The organism is Lactobacillus delbrueckii subsp. delbrueckii DSM 20074 = JCM 1012, assembly GCF_001433875.1.
Lineage (GTDB): Bacteria > Bacillota > Bacilli > Lactobacillales > Lactobacillaceae > Lactobacillus > Lactobacillus delbrueckii.
The window spans coordinates 14,138-34,757 of record NZ_AZCR01000012.1 but is presented as its reverse complement, the minus strand read 5'-3'; the positions used below and the strand labels follow the sequence as shown (position 1 = coordinate 34,757).

Below are 20,620 nucleotides of genomic sequence, written 5' to 3'. Positions count from 1 at the left end.
ACTAGCAGCTTAATTGAATATTTACTGGCTAAACTATTGAGTTTTCAAGGCTTCATAGTTCTTTTTGGTGTGGGAAGTTTAGATATTAACTAATAATCCTTAGTATAGTAGGATTGGGAACAGACACACAAATATTTTTATCACTTTTACTGATCAATTAGTTGCTTTTTTAAGCTGCTAGCCAGATTTGAACTGGCGACCTCCTCCTTACCACGGCGGTGCTCTACCTCCTGAGCTATAGCAGCGCCTTAATTGTAACACGCCGTCTTCTTTTCGGCAAAAGGATAAAAAGTAAACAAAAAAGAAAGTTTCCAACTGGAAACTTTCTAAAAATCTTTTTTATCCCTTGATGTGCACCAGGGTGTACTTCTTCTTGCCCTTACGGATGATGACGAACTTGCCGTCAAAAGCAGCCGCCGGGTCAACTTCAAAGTCGGTGTCCTGGATCCGGTCGCCGTTGACATAGATGGCGCCGTTGTTAACGTCTTCTCGTGCCTGCCGCTTGGATGATTCAATCTTGGTGTCAACCAGGAAGTCAACCAGGTTCTTCTTTTCTGCCCCGCTCTCAGCGCTTGGCGCCTTGGCCAGGGCGATTTCTACCTGCTTGGTGGTCAAGTCCTTCACGTTGCCGGAGAAGAGGGCCTCAGTGACAGTTTGGGCTTCCTTCAGGCCTTCTTCGCCGTGAACGAACTTGGTTACTTCTTCAGCCAGGCGCTTTTGGGCTTCCCGCTTCCAAGGTTCAGTCTTGACCTTTTCTTCCAAGGCGTCGATTTCTTCGTGGTTGAGGAAGGTGAAGTACTTGAGGTACTTGATCACGTCTCGGTCGTCCTGGTTGATCCAGAATTGGTAGAATTCGTAAGGACTGGTCTTTTCCGGGTCCAGCCAGACAGCACCGCCGGCGGACTTGCCGAACTTGGTCCCATCGGCCTTCAGCATCAATGGGATGGTCAAACCAAAGGCTGGCCGGTCTGCCCCTTCCAGGCGGTGGATCAAGTCGATCCCGGCCGTGATGTTGCCCCATTGGTCAGCCCCGCCAATCTGCATCTGGACGCCATGGTCCCGGTTCAGGATGTAAAAGTCGATGGCTTGCAGGATTTGGTAGGAGAATTCAGTGAAAGAGATCCCGTTTTCCAGCCGGCTGGCCACGACTTCCTTGTTCAGCATGTTGTTGACCTGGAAGAGCTTGCCGTAGTCCCGGAGGAATTCCAGCAGGGTCATCTTGCCCAGCCAGTCACGGTTGTTGACAATGCGGAAGTTTTCCGTGCCAAAAAGCTTCACCATCTGCGCCGTCAAAGCTTCTTCATTGTGCTTGATCGTTTCTTCAGACTGCAGGACCCGTTCAGTTGACCGGCCGGATGGGTCACCGATTGACCCCGTGCCCCCGCCGATAACGATGACTGGCTTGTAGCCGGCCAGCTGGAATCTCTTCAAGACCATGAAGGGAATCAAGTGACCGATGTGCAGGGAGTCACCCGTCGGGTCAGTCCCGCAGTAAAGGGCCAGGTCGTCATGCTTGGCCAGGTAATGCCGCAAGCCTTCCTCGTCAGTTTCCTGGTTGATGGCGCCGCGCCATTTCAAATCTTCCAAAATGTCAAAATTAGCCATTTCTGCCTCCAAATAAAAAAGTCCCCAGATCAAAAGATCCAGGGACGACTAAATTCTGTCTTAGCCGTGGTACCACCCACGTTCGCACAAAGTGCCTCTTGGGAGCTTCTTAACGGGGTTCTCCTTCCCCGCGCTGTATTTCGTCTGCCTGGCCTGTCTAGCTCGCACCAACCGCTAGTTCTCTGAACGCTGAACCAAGCAGCTACTTCATTGTTGCGTTTTTATAAAAATAACATGAATTCGCCTTAGGGTCAAGCCTATAAAAGCCAGCGGGCCAAAAATCTGCTCCTGCGCAAGAGCCAGACGATAGCCAGACTGCTGGCAAAAATCAAAATTACCAAGCCAGGCAGAATTACTTGCCGCCAGCTGCCAGACCGGCGTCTTACTCCAGTAGTAAATCAATAACGGGTGCAGCAGGTAAATGCCCATGACAGACCCGGCCAATTCCCCTAAAACTTCTTCTGACCAAAGCCGGGGCTTGAGCATCTGCAGGCTGAGAAAAACCTCGCTGCTCTCCAGCAGGACAAAAAAGGAATTATAGCTGTACAAGGTCAGGCGTAAATGGCCGGCCTTCGCTGTCAGCCAGACAAGCCGATTGTCGCTCCAGCCCCCAGCAGGCCCAGGGCCTGGACAAAATACAGGTTGCGCTTGCTCATGTGGGCCTGGCTAAAGTAGTAGCCAGCCATGTAGTAGCCCCCAAAGCCCATTACCGTTTGCAGGTCCAGCTTGCCCAGCAGGCGCTTAAAAGCGGCAAGCGCGTCAGCCATATGCTTGGGCGGGTTTGGCCAAAGGCGGATTAAGTCCAGGCCGGTCGGCAAAAGCCAGGCAAAGAGCAGGGCCAGCAAGAGGTAGTATTAGAGCAGCTGCCGTCTTCTGGCCAGCGGCCGCAAAAGCGGCGTCACCAGGTAAAGGCCGGCAATCATCGGCAGATACCACAGGTGGTCATAGCTGCCGATCAGGAACTTAGACACGGTCACCAGGTCGCCCCCCTTGGCGAAATAGTACCAGCCACAATAAATCAGCTGCCAGATTAAGCAGCTGACTACGATCCGGCGCAGGTGTTTTTTAAAAAGCTTTTCCCAGCTCAAGTCAAAATCCGGATTCAGAAAAACAGCCCCGGAAATCACGATAAAAACCGGCACGCAAAAGCGGCTCAAGCTGTCCCAGAAGCTGAGGATCTGCCAGTTTAAGCTCGCGTAATCCTGCCGGTAGAAGGGCCACATGGATAGTGATTACCCCCAAGATTGCCACAAGGCGGAGGTAATCGAGATAGGCGACGCGCTGCTTATGAGCCATCATTGCCCCCTTTTTTTATTTCAAAAGACAAAAAAAGGGACTAATCCTCCTTAGTCCCTTTTATTGCAATAAATCAAATTATTTCTTCATGGTGTAGAAACCCTTGATCTTCAAGGCATAGGCTGGACCAGCCGTCATGTCGTATTGGATCATTTCGTAGTCCTTGAGCAGGGCTTGTTGTGAGCTGGTCAAGGTCTTCGGGTCAACTTCCTTGCCCTTCTGGTCAACCAGAGTAAAGCCGGTGTCATCGCTGTAGCTGATCGTCAAGGCTGGCAGCTTCTTGTGCACTTCAGTTAAAAGTGCCTGGTAAGCCGTAACCTTGCTGTTGGTTTGTTCCAGCATCATGGCGATGAAGTCACTGGTGTTGACGTAGTTGGTCTTGGAAGTCAGTTTAGCCTTAGCCCCGTGCTGACGGGCGTACTTGTTGGAGTAGATGAAGTAGCGGGTCGAGTGCATTTGGACCGGATACTTAGACGTGTATGACTGGGAAACGATTGACGGGTAGTGGTCACCGTAGAAGACCAGGGTAATTGGCTTCTTGATCTTGTCAATCTGCTTGATGAACTTCTTGACCGCCTGGTCAGTGTAGTGGGTCCCCATGATGTAGGTCGCCACTTGCGTTCTGATGCTGCCGTCGTCAAAAAGATCACCGGAAATCTTGCCGGCATAGTAGTTCTTCGGGTACCAGTTGTTGTACGGCATGTGGTTCTGAATAGAAATCAGGTTGATGAACTGGCCGCCCTTGCGGGAATTGATCTGCCGCAAGCCGTTGGCGTAAGTCGTGAAGTCGGAGTTGTAGGAACTGGTCCCCAGCTTCTTTTGGTCCACGATCTTGTACTTGGAACCAAGGTAAACAAACTTGTTGAACTTGAAGCGCTTGTAGTCTTCAATTCTTGAGTAGTAAGTCCCGATGAATGGGTGAACTGCTGAAGAGTAGTTGGAGTTGGCCCCAATGGTTGGGTAGTACTGGTACTGTGGCACGACTTGGACGTAAGGAGTCAAAGTTGTGTTGAAGGAGCCCATGTTAAAGCCAGTCAGTGATTCCCATTCCATGTTAGCCGTACCACCACCGTAGCCGGCACTAAGCATGCTGCCGTAAGTGGTCGTCTTCTTCAGTGAGTGGATGTAAGGAATCGGATCCTTGGTCCCCTTGGCGAACTTGATCGTCGGGAAGGTATATGGATCGATGAAACTTTCACTCAAGTTAAAGATCACGGTCTGCTTGGACAAATCGTTAGTCCGGGTCTTGTTGATCTGGTCAGCCACCTTTTGGTATTTCTCATAGAGCTTCTGAATCTGGCTCTTGGAGTAGTTGCTTGGCTTGTCCATGATCTGCAAGTCGATGTAGTTGAGGAAGTTCAAAATTGGCCCGTTAACCTGAATATCTCTTTCCGGGTTCCGGAAGGACTGATTGTTGTCAAAGGCCCGGTTCAAGCGGTAAATAGCTGAGCCTTGGTGGTTAAACCACTTCGGCGTCATGAAGAGGGCCAGGCTGGCCAGGGCCCACATCCCCCGCCGCTTCCAGTTGCCGCGCTTCTTGACCTTGAACTTAACTTCGCAGAAGACCATCAAGGCAATAACGGCAGCCAAAGCCAGCAGGATCATGATCAAGGTCTTCTGCCCCCCGATCATGCTCAGCAAACTGTCAGCGTTGGTTACTTCAGACAGTTCACTTGGGTAGATTGGCTCGCCCCGCAGGTCAAGCTTGATCTTGTTGGCAACCGCCCAGGCGATCACAACCGTGGAAGTCGTGATGAGGGAAACCCAGTATCTGGTCGTGACGAAGTAAAGGATGGTGAAGAAGGCGTCGATAAAGATTGTCGTCAAAATCAAGGCCCCCAGCTTGGTGCCAACCAGCCAGACTACGGCGTTGACGTTGGAAGCAGTCGTGATCTGGATCCGCATATTGTCGGATTCAACCAAGAAGGAAGCAAAGGACAGGATAAAGAAGAAGGTCCAAGTCAAAAGGTTAGTCCGGTGGTGCTTCATCCAGCCCCACAGACGGTTAAATGCCTCTTCAGCCACTGCCCCGAAGCTCTTGCTTTCATACAAGAAGCGGTTGATCCGCTTAACTGGCTTGAAGCGCCACAAGTAGCGTTCAATCAGCCAGTGCCAGGCAATAGCAATGACCAGCATGATCAAAATCGTGATCATCCGGTTCAATTGCCGGCTGCCGGTACCGTACTTAAAGGAAGACATAAAGGAGTTGGCATCTGGTGCCTGCATGAAGATGATCAGCGGAACCAGGAAGTCCAGGTCCTTTGCTTCCAAAGCCTTGATGGCCGGCCGGGCAAAAGCGAAAGCGGCCAAGGCAATAATAAAGATGAAGGGTGAGGTCACGTTGAGCAGGAACTGGTAGTTCCATGATGACGGGTTGGCCCGCCAGGACATGATCTGTGACCAGTAAACGGCGTTAAAGCCGGCTACCCCGACGATTACCAGGCCAAGGGAAAGGATACCGGCCACAATAAAGATGGCCGTTTGCTTGATGGAAAAGTCAACCTTCCCTAAGAACATCCCCCAGGCAAATGGCAGAGCCAGGTAGAGACCATAGATGGAGTAGTTCATCTCGTAAGTCCCGGCTGACAGGGTAAAGCCCAACAAGGTCAAGGCGATCAAAATGATCAAGCTCTGCTTCTTGCTGAACTTCTCCTGCCAGTCATAAATGACCGGCTGCACCAGCAGGCCGAAGACTAGGCCCGTCATCAAGACGGAAGTCGAGGTCAGAATCGGGAAGAGGATACCCCAGAAGCGCCAGGCATTTAAGTGCCATGGCTTGGAGATAAAGAAGACAATATAGTAGGCCAAGAGGGTTACTTCCATGATAGCCCAGGCCCTAAAGCCTTCGTTAAAGCGCAGCTTGCGCTTGCTGTAAACGGCCCCGAAGACCATTGGAATAAACCAATAGGTCGCGCTTTCCACGATTGGTGGCAGGTGGCGCAGGTAGGTAATTGAGCTTTTCAGCATGCTGCTCTTGAAATTAAACATTTGCAGCAAAAGCACCAGAGCTACCAACAGCAGGAAGCCGTACTTCAGCAGGTTATGAATTTTTCTGGATTGTGTTTGTTCACTCATCAATATCGGAATTATTCTCTTTCTTTTGCAAATTCATTATCCATTATACTCAGTTTTTCTTAAAAAAAGACCAAGAAATTATTTCAATATTCCCAACTTCTTCTTGATCGTATATAAAATATCGACCCGCTTGCCATGGCCCGTGAAAAAATCCCGTATATCGTAGCGGAACTTGAAGGCCATGACCGCCGTCATGATCAAGAAGACCAGGCCAGGTTCAAGCGACTTGTTCAGCTGGCAAATACTGAAAGACAGCATGAAAACCAAAGGCGGGATAGTCAGGTTCTGCATGATTGCGGTCAAGACCAAGGCTATTAAAAGAGTAATAAGCCCCGCCCGCCAGTCGTAGAGAACCGTAACCATGGCCGTCACGGCCACCGCCTTGCCCCCTTTAAAGTGGTTAAAGACCGGGAAGCAGTGGCCTAAGACCACGCCCAGGCCCGTATAAGCCGTGAGCAAGTGCTGGTGGTAGATGGCATAGACCAGACAAATGGCCAGCAGGGTCTTAAGCAAGTCGCCGATGCAGGTCAGAATCCCCGCCTTCTTGCCGAAAACCGCCCCCATGTTGGCCGTACCCGGGTTGCCTGACCCGTACTTGGTCGGATCCTTGTGCAGGTAGTACTTGCCCACGAACATGGCGCTGATGAAGTTGCCAAACAAATAGCCGATAATTACTGCCAAAAATTTGCTAAGCACCTTTAATAGCCCCCTGAAAACGGATTGGTATTGTAGTTGTAATTATAACTGTAGCTATAAGTCGTATCGTAATTTGTGCTGCCAGAATAAGCAGTATTGCCAGAGTAATCTGTACTGCTGGAAGCCTGGCTGCTGGATTTAGAGCTGGAGCTGGACTTTGAACTTTTCTTGCCGCTCTTGACGCTGTCAGCCGTCGTGCCCGGATCATAGATCGTGTAGTTCTGGGTCTCACCGCTGCCAAACTTAAAGCCGGCGGTCTCGTTTAAGGTATTCAGCTCGGTTTCCCGGTTGGAGACGGTCGCTGTCTTCAAGCCCAGCAGCTTTCTGATCTTGTTGGAAATCCGCTGCAGTTCACTGGTTGGCGCAATTTGGTAGGCAGCGTCGTTAACATAAGCACTGTAGCCGTGCAGGTAGTCGCTGTCGCTGGAAGAAGTGCAGTCTGAGTAGTTGGCCAAGATCGACTTCAAAGCCTGGAAGCTTAAGTTGGTCTTCACGTTTGATGACAGGTTATTGGCGATCTTGCTGAAGTTCATCAGTGAGTCTGCCGTGGCCAGCTTCTGGACCAGCTTGGTGATGACTTCTCTTTGCCGCTTTTGCCGGCCGTAGTCACCTTGCGGGTCATCATAGCGCATCCGGCTGTAAGCCAGAGCCGCCTGCCCGTTTAAGTGCTGGCGGACCCGCTTCTTGAAAGGAAAGCCGCTGTAGGTAAAGGTCAGAGGCGGCGTCACGTAAATCCCGCCGACATAATCGACCAGCTTCATCAGCCCGCCCATGTTGACCAAGGCGTAGTACTTGACCGGAATGTTCAAGAGGTTAGAGACAGTCTTCATGGCCATCTTGGCTCCGCCGATCGAATAGGCCGCGTTGATCTTCTGCACGTCGTTTGAATCATCGCCAACCATGTCAGCCATGGTGTCCCGCGGAATCGAGATCATCGTGTAGTTCTTCTTCTTCGGATTGACCACGACGACGATGATCGTGTCAGTATTGCCGCGCTTTTCCGTTCTGTCCAAGGCCCCGGTGTCGGTCCCTAAGAGCATGACGGCAAAAGGCTTCTTGCCGTTGAATTCGCCATAGGTCGTCTTAACCGCGTTTTCTGAGTCATAAGCCTTGTTGGCCGCCTGCTCAGCCGTCTTGTACAAATGGGCGGCATACAGGCCCACTCCGGCCGCAATGGCGCAGACAACCGCCAAAATGCCGATGATCCAGTTGCGGATCTGCTTCTGCTTGCGCTTTCTAGCATGCTGCCTGGTCTCAGGAATGCCCAGCTTGTCTTCTTTCTTCATAAATTGATACCTACTTAAAAAATGACATTAGTCTGTATTATAGCAAAAAAGCACCGCCAACTTTTGCCTGCGGCCTTTTCTTATTGAAATTGTAAAAAGCAGTCAAAACGGGTACGCGATATTTTCCCGTAAGTATCCCTGTGCACAACTTTCCTATCTAAGCTATCATCTTAGCAAGCCATCTGTCAATCCTTAATCAGTCCAACAAAAAAGCGAAGCCGGAGCTTCGCTTTAATTAGGGAAAGAGGACTTAGTCCAGCTTTTCCTTGCTTACAACGTTCAACTTGTCGTCGAAAGTGTAAACGACTGGTTCACCAGTCTTCATTTCAACATCCATGATGTCTTCGTCAGAGATGTTTTCGATGTACTTAGTCAAGGCACGCAGTGAGTTACCATGAGCAGCGATGATCACGTTCTTGCCAGCCAAAAGGTCTGGAGCAATGTGGTCTTCCCAGAATGGCATAACTCTGTCCAGAGTAACCTTCAGGTTTTCTGCCTTAGGAACGATGTGTGGGTCCAAGTTTGCGTAACGACGGTCGTTAGCTTGGCTGAATTCTGAGTCGTCAGCCAAAACTGGTGGCAAAACGTCGTATGAACGACGCCAAATGTGAACTTGTTCGTCGCCGTACTTTTCAGCAGTTTCAGCCTTGTTCAAGCCTTGCAAAGCGCCGTAGTGACGTTCGTTCAGTCTCCAGGACTTAGTTTCTGGAACCCAGAGTTGGCCGCTTTCTTCCAAAGCAAAGTGCAAAGTCTTGATCGCACGGGTCAAAACTGAAGTGTAAGCTTGATCAAATTCCAAGCCGGCTTCCTTGATCAAACGACCAGCCTTCTTAGCTTCTTCAACACCCTTGTCTGACAAGTTAACGTCAACCCAACCAGTGAATTGGTTTGAAAGGTTCCATTCACTTTGACCGTGACGGATTAAAACTAATTTAGACATTAAAAAATCTCCTTTAGCAAATTAAACGTTTCACTAATTATTATACGGCCTCTCGCGGCCTTTTCAAAGTCCTAAAGGCAAAAAAAGCACTTTTTCTGACTGGAATCGCTCACAATTAGTCAGTGATTTGTTAGAATTGAAGAATAAGGATGTGATTCATACTATGCCGTCAAAGAAAAAGAAAATTCACCTGCTCACCCTTCTGGCCCTGGCCAGCCTCTTTTTAACAGCCTGCGCCAAACCCAGCCCCCAGAGCCTGGTCAAAAAGGCCCAGCAGAGCAAGATTGCTAACTTCCAGCTGAAGATCGACGAACATTATTACACGGGAAATAAACCAGTCCGTTTTTACGGCCAGATCAACTACCAGCGGTCTCCCTTCGTCATGCAGGCGGACTTAACCCAGAGCGGGGACCAGAACGTCAAGATGTGGGTGGGCCAGCGCTATGCCTACGTCAAATACTATAAAGACCAGCAGGAAGCCTGGTACAAGGCCAAGCTCAGCCAGTTCACGACCATCTCCCACTTCCAGCAGCTGGTCAAGGACATGGACACCCTGACCCTCAGCCAAAAGAGCGCCAAGCTTTTTTCCGTCAGCCGGACAAAAAATGGCTGGCGGCTCAGCTACACGGGCAAGAGCCAGCGCCTCTGGCAAGAGATCACGGAAACCAACGGCCTGGCCAGCCTGTCTAGCGACAGACAAATGGCCAAGGCTAAGCTCCAGCAGATCAAGATGACCATCGACTTCAGCCAGAAAAAGCAGCTGACCGGCCTGGCCATCTATGCCAAGTACAAGGTCAAGGGGCAAACCAGCTCAACCAAGCTGTCCATGCTCAAGGTCAACCAGCAGAAAAAGCTGGCCATCCCCAAGACGGTCAGCAAAAATTCCGTCGACGTCAGCCGGCTGAATAAATAGAAAACAGAAAATACAAAATGTAAGGTACAAATAAGGAGGCAAAAAAATGCAACTCGGTATTATCGGCAGCGGCAAGATCGTTAGAGACTTCCTCACTGCCCTTCCCCTGCCCGGCTTAAAATTAGCTGCTATCGCCACGACCAAGCGGTCAGCAGCCACCGGCCAGGAACTGGCTGACCAATACGGCATCAGCCGGGTCTACGACGACTACCTGGAAATGCTCAAAGACGACCAAGTTGACACGGTTTACGTGGCCACCCCTTCCTCCATGCACTACCAAATGTGCCTGGACTCTTTGGCAGCCGGCAAGAACGTGATCTGTGAAAAGCCCTTCGTCTTCACGACTGAAGAAGCCTTAGAGCTCAAGCAGCTGGCCGACCAGAAGGGCTGCCTCATTACCGAGGCCATCACCAACCGCTACCTGCCAGCCTTTAAGTCCTTGGCCAGTGACTTGCAGCTTTTAGGCCCGGTTCACGTGGTCAGCCTCAACTACACCCAGTACTCTTCACGCTACGACCGCTTCCTGGCCGGCGACATCGCCCCGGCCTTCAACCCCCGTCTGGGCGGCGGAGCCCTCTTGGACTTGAACGTCTACAACATCCACTTAGCCGTCAGCCTATTTGGGGCGCCTTTGGACGTCCATTACTTCCCTAACCTGCAAAAGGGCGTCGACACTTCCGGCGTTTTAGTCCTGGCTTATGACGACAAACAGGCCAGCTTGACCGCGGCCAAGGACTCCCAGGCCTTTGCCCACAACCCCTCTCTCATCGCCGGGGAAAAAGGGGCGATCAGCTTTATTGGCAGCCCGGGTGACATCAGAAGCTACCGGCTGGAAACGGCAGACGGGCAGACCGCCAAGAGCTTTGACCCAGACCTGCACCGGATGATCCCGGAATTCACTGAATTCATCCGGATCTTTGACCAAAAGGACAAAACCGCTGCTGACCGGGCCTTTGCCCACAGCCTGCAGGTCATCGCCGTCCTGGAAGCAGCCAGGGACTGCATGCCTTAAGGAAAAAGCAGAAAAAGTAAAACAGAAAAATAAAGAATTAAAGAACTAGGGGGAAATAAACAAGAAAAATCGCTTTGCCGGCTGGCAGAGCGTTTTTTTGATATAGTCGTTTTCTATTCCCGGCTCAAAAGCTGGTGAATCCGGTCGGCTTCCCGCCAAGGACCGCTGTAGATCAGTTCGTCGCCCGGCTCGATCACGGTTGACCCGTGCGGGGAAATCCACTTGTCCCCCCGCCGGATCCGGGAAACGGTGATCTGGTCGACGAAGTCCCAGTCCATCAGCTGACGGCCGGTGTAGGCCGAGTTTCTGACTACCACGTCGTACAGGGCATTGTTGGTGTCCGTGATGATCCGGTAGACGGCTGGTGATTCAATCAAGGCCCGGAGCATGGCCCCATGCAGGTTGTTGAAGGCAAAAAGCTCGATGCCTTCCTCTCTGAGCTGGTCGACCGTATCAGCCACGACCTTGCCCTGGCTGACGATGACCCGCTTGACTCCGGCCTGCTTGGCTGCCCGGCCCACTTCCAAATTGGCCTGGTCGTCAGTGAAGGTGGCCACGAAGATATCGGTGTCAAAGGCCCCGGCTGCTTCTAAAGTATCCAGCTTCCGGTCAGGCAAAAGCTTCAAATTCTTGACCTTGCTCTTGTAGGTGTCGTATTTTTCCTTCCGGCAGGTCAGAACCTGAACTGAATACCAGGAGTCGTGCAGGTCCTGGTAGACGGTCATGGTCACGGCATTGAGGCCGAAGATCACGACCTTTTCCTTGATCTTGTCTTCCGGCGTCAAGGCAAAAGTTGAGTTGAAGACGATCGGGCAGGCGATGCAGACGATGACCGCCGCCAAAATGAAGGCACTGGACTGAGTCGCCGTGATGGCGTTGAGCTTCCGGGCTACCTGCAAGGTCGGCAGAACGATCGTGATCGTCGTTGCCGTTAAGAAGCCCCCGGCAAAAGCGTTCCGCTTGTTAAAGGCCCGCATGTAGGTCAAAGTAACCGGCAGCTTGGCTAAGAAGAAGCAGATGACCAAAACCGGCAGCAGCATCAAGGCTTGCGGGTTGGCGAAGAGCAGCTTCAAGTTGAGGTTGACCCCGGTCCGGATGAAGAAGATCGGGATAAAGAAGCCGTAGCCGATGGAAGTCAGCTTGTCCTTGGTCGCCTGGGTTGGCTCCAGCAGCTTCATGACCACCCCGGCCAAAAAGGCCCCCAGGATGTTTTCCGCCCCAACCTGCTCTGCCACCGTCACCAGGGCAAAAATCAGGAAGAAGGCCAGGCGGACGTCCAACTGGGTTGTGGCCTTGGTCACCTTGGCAAACCACAGGTAAGGCCGCTTAAAGCGGCGCAGAAGAATAATCGCGGCCACAAACAAGAGGATGATCAGCCAGAGCTTGCGGGCATCCCCGCCGTTAACGGTGGAATAGATGGTCAAAAGCAGCAAGGGAATAACTTCCCCCATGACCGCCGTCAGCAAGATCGTCTGCCCGATCGGCCGGCCCAGGATTTCTTTTTCCTTTAAGGTAGCGATGACCACGCCTAAGGCCACGGTCATAAAGATGATCGAAGCCAGGGTCACGTCGTTAAAGAGACCCAGGGCCTTCATCCCCAAAGCCAGCAAAACTGAGGCCATCGCTACCCCGCCAAAGGCGAAGGCAGCCACGACCATGGGCTTGACCTGCTTGCCGCTCTCTGACTTCCTGGCTCGGGTGTGCTTTTTCGGGCTCAGCAAGTCAAAATCGATTTCCATCCCTGACAAAAACATCAAGACGATGACCCCCAGGTTGGACAAAAAAGTCAGCTGGGAAGTCTGGGTAATCAGGTTCAAACAGCTCTTGCCCATCAAGATCCCGACGATGATCTCGGCCACGGCGGTCGGCACCGTGGTCACCCGCAAGCGGGCCATGACGATCGGAATCACCAAGGCCAAGAAGACCGTTAAAAACAGTGATAGTCCTTCCATGCTAAAAAGTATCTCCTCACTAATTACAGTTTTTCTAATTATACAGTAAGCCCGCAAATTAGTAAGAAAAAACGGACCTGGGCCAGGCCCAAATCCGTTTCTTGTCTTCAATTAAAAGTTGCCAGCCTTGAGGTACAGGGCGGTCTGGCCGGAGAAGCCGACCATGTAGTAGTACTTGCCAGCCAGCTTGACCCGGCTGCCGTAAGTAGTAATCGTGCTGCCCTTCAGGCGCTTGGCTTCACTCCAGTTCCGGGTCCCCTTGACCGTGTAGACGTAAGCATTGTGCTTCAAAGGCCGGCTGGTCCCGTCGATATTGCCAGCCTTGACATACTTGCCATTAGCGTACTTGTAGTACTTGGCCTTGCCAATCGTTACAGCTGACCCGTAGACCTTGAGGTATTGCCCAGCCTTCAGCATGCTGTCTGGCAACTTTTTGCCAGCAGCGCTGTAACTGTAAGAATTCCGCATCAAGCGCTTGCTCGTTCTGACTTCCACTGGCTTAGGCTGGAAATTGACTGCCTTGACATACTTGGCCACGTTATTGCTGGTAAAGCCAGTCATGTAGTAGGCCTTGCCCTTGATCTTAACCTGGCTGCCGTAGGTCGTGACCTTGCTCCCCTTTAAGAGCTTAGCCGTGGACCATTCCCGGCTGCCGGAAATAGTGTAGGTCCAGGAATTGCCAGTCAAAGTCCGACTGGTCCCATCAATGTTGCCAGCCTTGACATACTTGCCATCAGCGTACTTGTAGTACTTGCTGCTTCCAATCGTTACAGCTGACCCGTAGACCTTGAGGTATTGCCCGGCCTTCAAAGCCTTGACTGCCAGCTTCTTGCCGGAGACATCATAGCTGTAGGCATTCCGCATCAAACGCAGCTTCTTGGTCGTTACCGGCTGGGTAGCTGGAGCTTGGCTGGAACTATTGCTGGAACTATCAGTGCTTGAACTGGTATTGCTGCCAGTATTGGTATTCCCAGTATTTGAACCAAAGCCAGTATTAGTGTTGCCAGTGTTGGTGCCGGTACTTGCTCCCTGCTTGTTGTAGAAGTAACTGATCAAGCTGTAGAAGTCACTCATGGAGTAGCCCCATTTAGCAAAGTAGCCGTCTGGGTCCCCGTGGTCAGTCCCGCCCAGGTAATGGGAGACTTCATTGTGGGACCAGATTGTCCCTGACCCATCCTGGCTGGCCCGGGAAGGAGTCAAATTGTAGCTGTGCAAAAGGCTGGCGATATAGTAGGCATCGTTAGCCACGCTTTGCACGAACTGGGACCGGGTCGAAACTTCGCAAAGCTCAACTTGAATGTAGCGGACGTTGGCAATTGGGCCAGCGCCCCAGACCCCATAGTCAGTTGACATCAGCTGGATGGTCTGGTTATTGTCGACCACGGCGTGAACATAGGTGTAGTCCGTCATCCAATTGTTGTTGAAATAGCGGCCTTCATCCCAGGCCGTGGCACCTGGGGTCGCCGTTTCGTGCACGACCACCCCTTCAGGCTTGCCAACCCCATTGCGGTAGCCAAAACGGCTGCCGTACTTGTTGCCATTAGCCACGCTGTTGAATTGGTTGTAAGTCAGCCCCGCGGCTTTAAGCAGGGTCTCCAGGGACTTGGTACCGCTGTAAGTCTTGGTCTTGGCTTCACTGTTGATTGAGGCCTCCGCGGCCTTCCCTTGGCTGAAAACAAACGTCAGGCCAAGGCTGGCCACGGCTGCTACCGTCAAAATTTTGTTAAATCTCATTCAGTTTCTTCCCTGTCTTTTTAAAAGTTGCCCTTCTTGACATACTGGTTAAGGCCAACGATGTAGTACTGCTTGTGCTTGATCTTCACGCTGCCGCCATAAACGGTGTGGCTGCTGCCCTTGAGCCACTTGCTCTTGCCAACCCGCTTGCCTTTGCTGTTGTAAAGGTAGGCATTGTGCTTGAGCTTGCGGGGGGAGCCGTCAAAGTTGCTGGCCTTGATAAACTGGTCAGCGCTGGCTGAGTTAACCCGGTAGTACTTGGCCCCATTGATCGTGACTGACCCGTAAGTCATCATGCTCTTGCCAGCTTTCACGCTCTTGGCGCTGCTCTTAGCCCCGGTACTGGTGTAAATTGCGGCTGAGTGCATCAAGATCTTCATCTGTCCGGAAACAGTCGCGTTGGTGTCCGCGCTTGGTGCTTGGGAGCTGCCAGTGTTTAAGTCTTCCCCATTGATCCAGCCCAAGCCCTTGAGGTACATCCGCTTTTTGCCATTGTAGTAAGTAAAGGTCTTGGTAACCGTCACGTCTTTGCCCGCCGTAACGTAAGACCGCTTCGGTGAAACCGCATGGTCAGTCGGGTAAAGGTAGGTCGCGCCAGACTTGGCCACCTTGACCGTATATACATCACTGCTGTAAACCGGATCATACTTGGTCAAGTTGTAGCTCGTGATATGGTTGATCAGCTTAGACGCGTAATTCTTGTCAGTCGCGTAGCCGGATGCCTTGATGGCCTTGGCGGCAGCTGAAGGACTTGAGGCATTTTCCAGCCAGGTCTTGCTGTAGCGCAAACCGCCGTAATTGTCCAAGGTCGTCCGCATCTTCAAGCCGTAGTCGTCAAAAGAATCCTGGCAGCTGATGTATTTTCTAAATGGCGCCACAATATAGTAGGTCTTGCCATTTCCGTCCTGTTCGGCCGTCTTGACGCTATAGGTTGCCCCGGTCCAGCCAGTAGCCTTCATCCCAAAGAAGTTGTTGGCCTGGGTAGACAGAGTTGAGGTACCCCAGCCAGATTCCAAGGCGGCCTGAGCCAGCATCAAAGAGGCGTAGACGCCGTACTTCTTGGACGTCTTCTGCGCCTGCAGGCTGACCTTGCTTAAAAAGTCATCGCTGGTAGCTGATGCCTCAACTGCCTGATTTGAGAGAAACATGTTGTTGGTCACTGGAACGGCGACGGAAGTCAGCATCGCTGCGGTAGCAAGTCCAGTCAAAAATCTTCTCTTCATTAATTTCCTCCTAATAATTCAATCGTAACCTCAATTTCCTCCTAATAATTCAATCGTAACCTCTATTGTATGTGCTCAGCGCTCTAGTTACAATCGAACTCGTATTCTGTAAAGTAAAAGTAACAATTTCCTTAAGCAATTACAATTTTTATAGAAAAAACTGCTTTTTCCCCCTTTCCAAGCTAAGAAAGAAAATACCAAAAGGCAGGGGCAAAGCTGCATAAAACATAAAAAGAAAAGAGGCGGCCAGGCCGCCTCTTGGGTATAAATTTCGCATCCGGCTAAAGCGGCCAGATCTGTCTAATGATTACTATCGTCAAACACACCCGTAACAGTACGTTCAATATAGTTTGCAGCCAGCGGCTCAGCATAGAGGACCTCCCCTTCCTTGACGAACACGCCCTCGCCGGCGATGGCGGCCGCGGCCTCCCGGACCACGTCCGCGCTCAAGCCCTTGACCGCGTATGGCAGGTTCAGGCTCTTCTTTTTGCTGGCACTGGACTTAAAGGTTAATTGCAATTCGGTAGTCGTAGTCATAATTTTTTCTCCTGTTTCTTACTCAAAAATTCTTTATCTGAAGTTTCCGCGTCAAAGAGTTAGTCCAAGGTCAAATTGTGCTTTTGGACCAGGGTCAAGGCAGCCAGTTCATCGCCTTGCAGCTTGCTGATGGCCTGGCCCACCTTGACCAGGCTTTCCGGGCTGGCACCCAGCTTGACGTTTTGCAGGCTGCGCTGCATCTGCCCCTTGTCATACTTTTCGGCCTTGAAGGTGTATTGAATGCTTTGGTCAGCTAAAGTGAAGTTCATTTTTTCTCTCCTGTTTCTGTAAAAAAATCAATCTTGCCGCGAAGCAACGGGCTTCGCTCCGGCCGGCCCCGGCGCCTTGGGCCTGCACTGATACTAACGTTTCAAGAAGCAAATGTCGGCCACTTTTTGTTAAGGAACAATTACAAGTTGGACTGGCTGCCTAAAGCAGATGGCTGATCTGATATAATTGGGGGAGATTAACGAGGAGGTTATTTATGAAAAAATCGACTATCTGGTCCATCGTTGTGGTGGCCGTACTTGCCTTGGGCGGGGCTGGCGCCTACTTCTACTCCAGCCAGCAAAAGCAGAGCCAGGAGCAGACAGCAAGTTCCAGCTACTCCAGCCACATGCAGGCCGGCAAAGAGGCCGTAAAAGCCAAGAAGTACAGCCAGGCCGCTGACGAATTTGACCAGGCCTACCAGGCTAAGGCAACTGCCCAATCCAAAAACTACCAGGCCCAGGCCGAAAACCTAGCCGACTCCGTGAAACTGGCCAAGACGACCGTCAAGTACGCCAGCGCCTTGAACCTGGCCCAAAAGGCCCAGGAGCAAAATGGCGGCTACAGTGTCATGACCAGCCAGGCCAAAAAGCTGGTTAAACAGCTCAAGGCCGTCAAGGACAACTACGACAGTGAAATCAAGCCGCTCTTAAACAAGGCAGCCAAGGCCATGGAAGACGGCGACTACGACAGCGCCGCTTCCACCTACAGCAACATCTTAGACCTGCCTTACATCAACGGGGCTTACTACGCCAAGGTCCGGTCTAATGTCAAGGACCTGCTCAAGGAAGCCAAGAGCAAGCAGGAAGACTCCAGCTCCAGTTCTGAAAGCTCCAGCTCATCCTCTTCAGACTCTTCCAGCAAGTCCAGCAGCAAGGAATCCAGTTCCAACTCATCTTCTGCCGCTTCCAGCTCAGCCAGCTCTTCCAGCAACCAGGCTGAAGGGTCCTGGACCAGCAACAATGACAAGGTCGGCGGCAGCACCGTGACCAGCCGGGACGTCCAGCAGATCCGCACCCATCTTGACAACCTGGGCGAAAGCACTGCAGGCTGGAGCCCGCAGGACCTGATCAACCTGTTCAACTACGCCTACCAGCAGGGCCACACCACCATCGACTCCATCACCAAGGATGACGTCGAGGGCTACCTAAAGTCGGGCAAATAAGAAATAAATCAGCGCCAGGCCTTGATTTATGGGGGCCTGGCGCTTGCTTTCTGGACTTAAAGCCGTTAAAATTACTATTGACTTTATAGACTTTTATTTAAAAAGGAGCTACAACTTTGGCAGAAGAAGAAAAGAAAATCCGCAGCAATGAAGACATGTTCAAGATCGTGATGCCTGAACCAGAGCGCGTAACCATGCCAGCACGCGAAGTTGCCGACCAGCCGGCTTACCTGGTCAACTTCGCCAACTTCTACGTTTCTTCTTTCGAACGCGACGACCTGGAAATCATCAGTGAATTTGACGAAGACCACAACATGGTCAACATCAACCACTACCTCCTGCTCAACCAGCCATTCTCCCGCAAGAACCTGGTCAAGCATGTGCTGATCGACCACGCCCACAATTTCCAAGCCATCCTCGACAAGATGACCGCAGAAACCGGCGTTGACCCGGAAGCGATGACTACTTACGAAGACTGGAGCAACTGGTACGAAGGCGTTCGCGCGAAGATTGAAAGCAGTTTGTCCTAAAGGGCTTGAAACTTTACTCCAAATATAAGAAAATTACAGTAAAGAGAATGTCTCTTGGCATTCTCTTTTTTACCTGTTAAATCTAAACAAAAGCTTTACAGTTGTTTTTGTGTATCACAAACTTTTTAGTTTGAGGAGTATATAAGTGCTATGGAAGTAGAAAATAAACTCAATCGCATGACGGCCTCCGGCCTCTTGATCGCGATTGGGATTGTCTACGGCGACATCGGGACCAGTCCCCTGTATGTCATGAAATCCGTAATCGACGGCAACGGCGGGCTCAATACGGTCAGCCGGGACTTGATCATCGGAACCATTTCCGCGATCCTGTGGACCGTTACCTTGCTCACGACGGTGCAGAACGTGATTATCGCCTTGAGGGCAACCAACCACGGCGAAGGTGGTATCCTCGCCCTTTACACCTTGATCAGACATAAGGCTGCCTGGCTGGTCTGGCCAGCCCTGATCGGCGGAGCCGCTATCCTGGCCGACGGGACTCTGACCCCGGCCGTGACGGTTACCTCTGCCATTGAAGGGCTGAAGGGGCTGGAATTCGGCAAGGGCAACGTCCCGATCAGCAACCAGACCACGGTCCTGGTCATTACTATCATTATTTTGCTAGTGCTTTTCTCCATCCAGCGGATGGGGACCAGAATCATCGGAAAGGCTTTCGGTCCAGTCATGCTTGTCTGGTTCGCCTTCCTGGGCGTCATGGGCTTGATCAACATCGGAGGCAACTGGTGGATCCTGCAGGCCTTGAACCCTTACTACGCGATCAAAGTGCTCTTTAGTCCTTACAACAAGGCGGGCTTAGCGATCTTAGGGTCCATCTTCCTGGCCACCACGGGGGCTGAAGCCCTTTACGCCGACGTCGGCCACGTCGGCAAGGGGAACATCCTCGGCTCCTGGCCATTTGTTTTCGTCTGCCTCTCCCTGAACTACTTAGGACAAGGGGTTTGGATCTTAAACAACACCAACCTGCACTCAGCCACTGAAATCAACCCCTTCTACGCCATGATTCCGGAAAACATCCGGCTGGCGTCAATCGTTCTGGCTACCCTGGCAGCGATCATCGCTTCCCAGGCCTTGATCTCGGGTTCCTTCACCCTGGTGGCTGAATCCATCAACCTGAAGTTCCTGCCGCGGATGAATATCCTCTACCCATCTGATGAAAGAGGGCAGATCTACATCCCGGCCGTTAACAAAATGCTGGGCATTACCACCATCGCCCTGGTTCTCTTCTTCAGAACCTCAGCCCACATGGAAGCAGCCTACGGTCTGTCCATCACCATTACCATGCTGATGACCACCATCCTGCGCTATGAATGGATGTTGCTCAAGCAGGGCCACAACCCGGCCAACCTACTCTTCGTGATCTTCTTCGGTACTATCAACATCCTCTTCATGGGGTCCAGTCTGAGCAAGTTCGCCCACGGCGGTTACGTATCACTGTTCATCACCCTCTTGATCATTTCCGTCATGGTCGTTTGGTACTTCGGCAACAAGGTCCGGGACCAAAACGAAGCCGGCAATGCCTATGTCCGCTTGGATGAATACACGGACATGCTGACCAACCTCAGCCACGACGACAACTACCCGACCTACGCTGACAACCTGGTTTACATGGCCAACGTCAAGTACAACAAGTTCATCAAGCGGGAAGTCCTCTACTCAATCCTGGACAAGCGGCCTAAGCGGGCCCGGGCTTACTGGTTCGTCACGGTCAACGTGACCAACGAGCCGTTTACCGCTGAATACGCGGTAAACACTTTTGGCACCAAGAACGTGATCAACATCCAGCTCTACCTTGGTTTCAAGAAGCAGACTAGCGTCAACGTCTACGTGCGCCAGATCGTCCACGACTTGATCAAGGACAACACGATCGAGCCCCAGCCGCAGGAATACACGACTACTCCTGGCCGGGACGTCGGCGACTTCAAGTTCGTCATCGTCAACGACGTCATCTCACCTTCGACCACCCTGTCTTCTTACAAGAAGTGGCTGGTCAAGGCCCGCGTCCAGCTGCAGAACCTGTCACCTAACCCGGCTCAATGGTTCGGCCTGGAATTCGCGGACACGGTCATCGAACGCGTGCCTTTGATCCTTGGTAAGCAAGAGCCTGCAAGAATCAAGCGGGTTGCTCCGGTTGACTACGGCAAGACACCTTGCTAGACAAGAAGCAAAAGGACAAAAAGAAGTAATTAGCAAATAAAGAAACGGCAAGCGATTGAATGCTTGCCGTTTTTGCTCTTAGAAAGTCTTAAATACTCTAAAAAATTACAAACTTTTTTTCATTGAAGCAAAGCAGATTGATCACAGCTTTTTTACAAAGGGCCGTTATTATATAACCATAGTCAGAAGCAAGAAATTGCTTCTCCTATAGGAATTA

At 51.6% G+C, this 20,620-nt stretch carries 18 protein-coding genes and 1 tRNA gene; 5 read left to right on the top strand and 14 right to left on the bottom strand.

The genetic code is table 11. From position 1 onward, the window contains the following. Positions 1-172: 172 nt before the first annotated feature. The 9 genes from FD23_RS03375 to FD23_RS03340 all read right to left on the bottom strand — a co-directional run bounded on the left by FD23_RS03375 (position 173) and on the right by FD23_RS03340 (position 8,898). Positions 173-245: transfer RNA gene (locus tag FD23_RS03375), tRNA-Thr, on the bottom strand. A gap of 94 nt (positions 246-339) precedes the next feature. Continuing rightward, entirely contained in the window at positions 340-1,605 is a 1,266-nt protein-coding gene (gene tyrS, locus FD23_RS03370; protein WP_025895947.1) for a tyrosine--tRNA ligase, read from the bottom strand. 207 nt (positions 1,606-1,812) lie between these two features. Then, on the bottom strand, positions 1,813-2,034 hold the full coding sequence (locus FD23_RS10275) for a hypothetical protein (protein WP_230844783.1): 222 nt from the start codon (positions 2,032-2,034) through the stop codon (positions 1,813-1,815). Between the two features lie 149 nt (positions 2,035-2,183). Next, positions 2,184-2,450, bottom strand: coding sequence for a hypothetical protein (locus FD23_RS10270; RefSeq protein ID WP_230844782.1), 267 nt, complete (start codon positions 2,448-2,450; stop codon positions 2,184-2,186). 9 nt (positions 2,451-2,459) lie between these two features. Continuing rightward, a complete protein-coding gene (locus tag FD23_RS10265) occupies positions 2,460-2,828 on the bottom strand; it encodes an acyltransferase (protein ID WP_230844781.1) in 369 nt (122 codons plus the stop codon). A 151-nt stretch (positions 2,829-2,979) separates the two neighbouring features. Next, the gene (locus FD23_RS03355) at positions 2,980-5,976 is read right to left on the bottom strand and encodes an LTA synthase family protein (protein WP_052933533.1); all 2,997 of its coding nucleotides are present in this window, start codon (positions 5,974-5,976) and stop codon (positions 2,980-2,982) included. A 78-nt stretch (positions 5,977-6,054) separates the two neighbouring features. After that, on the bottom strand, positions 6,055-6,672 hold the full coding sequence (locus tag FD23_RS03350; RefSeq protein ID WP_025895948.1) for a glycerol-3-phosphate acyltransferase: 618 nt from the start codon (positions 6,670-6,672) through the stop codon (positions 6,055-6,057). Positions 6,673-6,674: 2 nt separating this feature from the next. After that, positions 6,675-7,958, bottom strand: coding sequence for an LCP family glycopolymer transferase (locus FD23_RS03345; protein ID WP_025895950.1), 1,284 nt, complete (start codon positions 7,956-7,958; stop codon positions 6,675-6,677). Between the two features lie 250 nt (positions 7,959-8,208). Beyond that, positions 8,209-8,898, bottom strand: coding sequence for a 2,3-diphosphoglycerate-dependent phosphoglycerate mutase (locus FD23_RS03340; protein ID WP_002877893.1), 690 nt, complete (start codon positions 8,896-8,898; stop codon positions 8,209-8,211). Between the two features lie 163 nt (positions 8,899-9,061). Between FD23_RS03340 and FD23_RS03335 the strand changes: the two genes are divergently transcribed. Next, a complete protein-coding gene (locus tag FD23_RS03335) occupies positions 9,062-9,811 on the top strand; it encodes a hypothetical protein (RefSeq protein WP_025895952.1) in 750 nt (249 codons plus the stop codon). A 46-nt stretch (positions 9,812-9,857) separates the two neighbouring features. Next, positions 9,858-10,823 carry a Gfo/Idh/MocA family protein gene (locus tag FD23_RS03330; RefSeq protein ID WP_013439021.1) on the top strand — a complete coding sequence of 322 codons (966 nt, stop codon included), beginning with the start codon at positions 9,858-9,860 and terminating at the stop codon, positions 10,821-10,823. A gap of 113 nt (positions 10,824-10,936) precedes the next feature. Here FD23_RS03330 and FD23_RS03325 read toward each other — a convergent pair whose 3' ends face one another. The 5 genes from FD23_RS03325 to FD23_RS03305 all read right to left on the bottom strand — a co-directional run bounded on the left by FD23_RS03325 (position 10,937) and on the right by FD23_RS03305 (position 16,538). Continuing rightward, positions 10,937-12,775, bottom strand: coding sequence for a monovalent cation:proton antiporter family protein (locus FD23_RS03325; protein ID WP_052933532.1), 1,839 nt, complete (start codon positions 12,773-12,775; stop codon positions 10,937-10,939). A gap of 111 nt (positions 12,776-12,886) precedes the next feature. After that, complete coding sequence (locus FD23_RS03320) at positions 12,887-14,509, bottom strand: SLAP domain-containing protein (RefSeq protein ID WP_025895953.1); 1,623 nt, start codon at positions 14,507-14,509, stop codon at positions 12,887-12,889. A 20-nt stretch (positions 14,510-14,529) separates the two neighbouring features. Then, positions 14,530-15,732: a glucosaminidase domain-containing protein gene (locus FD23_RS03315; RefSeq protein WP_025895954.1), complete on the bottom strand. Its 1,203-nt coding sequence runs from the start codon at positions 15,730-15,732 to the stop codon at positions 14,530-14,532. A 300-nt stretch (positions 15,733-16,032) separates the two neighbouring features. Then, a complete protein-coding gene (locus tag FD23_RS03310; protein WP_025896428.1) occupies positions 16,033-16,269 on the bottom strand; it encodes a DUF2922 domain-containing protein in 237 nt (78 codons plus the stop codon). A 59-nt stretch (positions 16,270-16,328) separates the two neighbouring features. After that, positions 16,329-16,538 (bottom strand): DUF1659 domain-containing protein, encoded by a 210-nt coding sequence (locus tag FD23_RS03305; RefSeq protein ID WP_025896426.1) that lies wholly within the window; start codon positions 16,536-16,538, stop codon positions 16,329-16,331. A gap of 215 nt (positions 16,539-16,753) precedes the next feature. Here FD23_RS03305 and FD23_RS03300 point away from each other — a divergent pair, with 215 nt between their 5' ends. The 3 genes from FD23_RS03300 (at position 16,754) to FD23_RS03290 (ending at position 20,403) form a co-directional block, all read left to right on the top strand. Continuing rightward, complete coding sequence (locus FD23_RS03300) at positions 16,754-17,701, top strand: YfgM family protein (RefSeq protein WP_025896424.1); 948 nt, start codon at positions 16,754-16,756, stop codon at positions 17,699-17,701. A gap of 116 nt (positions 17,702-17,817) precedes the next feature. After that, positions 17,818-18,231 (top strand): hypothetical protein, encoded by a 414-nt coding sequence (locus FD23_RS03295; protein ID WP_003614494.1) that lies wholly within the window; start codon positions 17,818-17,820, stop codon positions 18,229-18,231. Positions 18,232-18,381: 150 nt separating this feature from the next. Beyond that, positions 18,382-20,403: a KUP/HAK/KT family potassium transporter gene (locus FD23_RS03290; protein ID WP_025896423.1), complete on the top strand. Its 2,022-nt coding sequence runs from the start codon at positions 18,382-18,384 to the stop codon at positions 20,401-20,403. The last annotated feature ends 217 nt before the right edge of the window (positions 20,404-20,620 follow it).

Bases quoted from the DNA above. Each gene is read 5' to 3' on its own strand.
- FD23_RS03325 (WP_052933532.1), bottom strand. From the start codon at position 12,775: ATGGAAGGACTATCACTGTTTTTAACGGTCTTCTTGGCCTTGGTGATT.
- FD23_RS10275 (WP_230844783.1), bottom strand. From the start codon at position 2,034: ATGGGCATTTACCTGCTGCACCCGTTATTGATTTACTACTGGAGTAAG.
- FD23_RS03355 (WP_052933533.1), bottom strand. From the start codon at position 5,976: ATGAGTGAACAAACACAATCCAGAAAAATTCATAACCTGCTGAAGTAC.
- FD23_RS03320 (WP_025895953.1), bottom strand. From the start codon at position 14,509: ATGAGATTTAACAAAATTTTGACGGTAGCAGCCGTGGCCAGCCTTGGC.
- FD23_RS03340 (WP_002877893.1), bottom strand. From the start codon at position 8,898: ATGTCTAAATTAGTTTTAATCCGTCACGGTCAAAGTGAATGGAACCTT.
- FD23_RS03315 (WP_025895954.1), bottom strand. From the start codon at position 15,732: ATGAAGAGAAGATTTTTGACTGGACTTGCTACCGCAGCGATGCTGACT.
- FD23_RS10265 (WP_230844781.1), bottom strand. From the start codon at position 2,828: ATGTGGCCCTTCTACCGGCAGGATTACGCGAGCTTAAACTGGCAGATC.
- FD23_RS03335 (WP_025895952.1), top strand. From the start codon at position 9,062: ATGCCGTCAAAGAAAAAGAAAATTCACCTGCTCACCCTTCTGGCCCTG.
- FD23_RS03300 (WP_025896424.1), top strand. From the start codon at position 16,754: ATGAAAAAATCGACTATCTGGTCCATCGTTGTGGTGGCCGTACTTGCC.
- FD23_RS03330 (WP_013439021.1), top strand. From the start codon at position 9,858: ATGCAACTCGGTATTATCGGCAGCGGCAAGATCGTTAGAGACTTCCTC.
- tyrS (WP_025895947.1), bottom strand. From the start codon at position 1,605: ATGGCTAATTTTGACATTTTGGAAGATTTGAAATGGCGCGGCGCCATC.
- FD23_RS03305 (WP_025896426.1), bottom strand. From the start codon at position 16,538: ATGAACTTCACTTTAGCTGACCAAAGCATTCAATACACCTTCAAGGCC.
- FD23_RS03310 (WP_025896428.1), bottom strand. From the start codon at position 16,269: ATGACTACGACTACCGAATTGCAATTAACCTTTAAGTCCAGTGCCAGC.
- FD23_RS03345 (WP_025895950.1), bottom strand. From the start codon at position 7,958: ATGAAGAAAGAAGACAAGCTGGGCATTCCTGAGACCAGGCAGCATGCT.
- FD23_RS03290 (WP_025896423.1), top strand. From the start codon at position 18,382: ATGGAAGTAGAAAATAAACTCAATCGCATGACGGCCTCCGGCCTCTTG.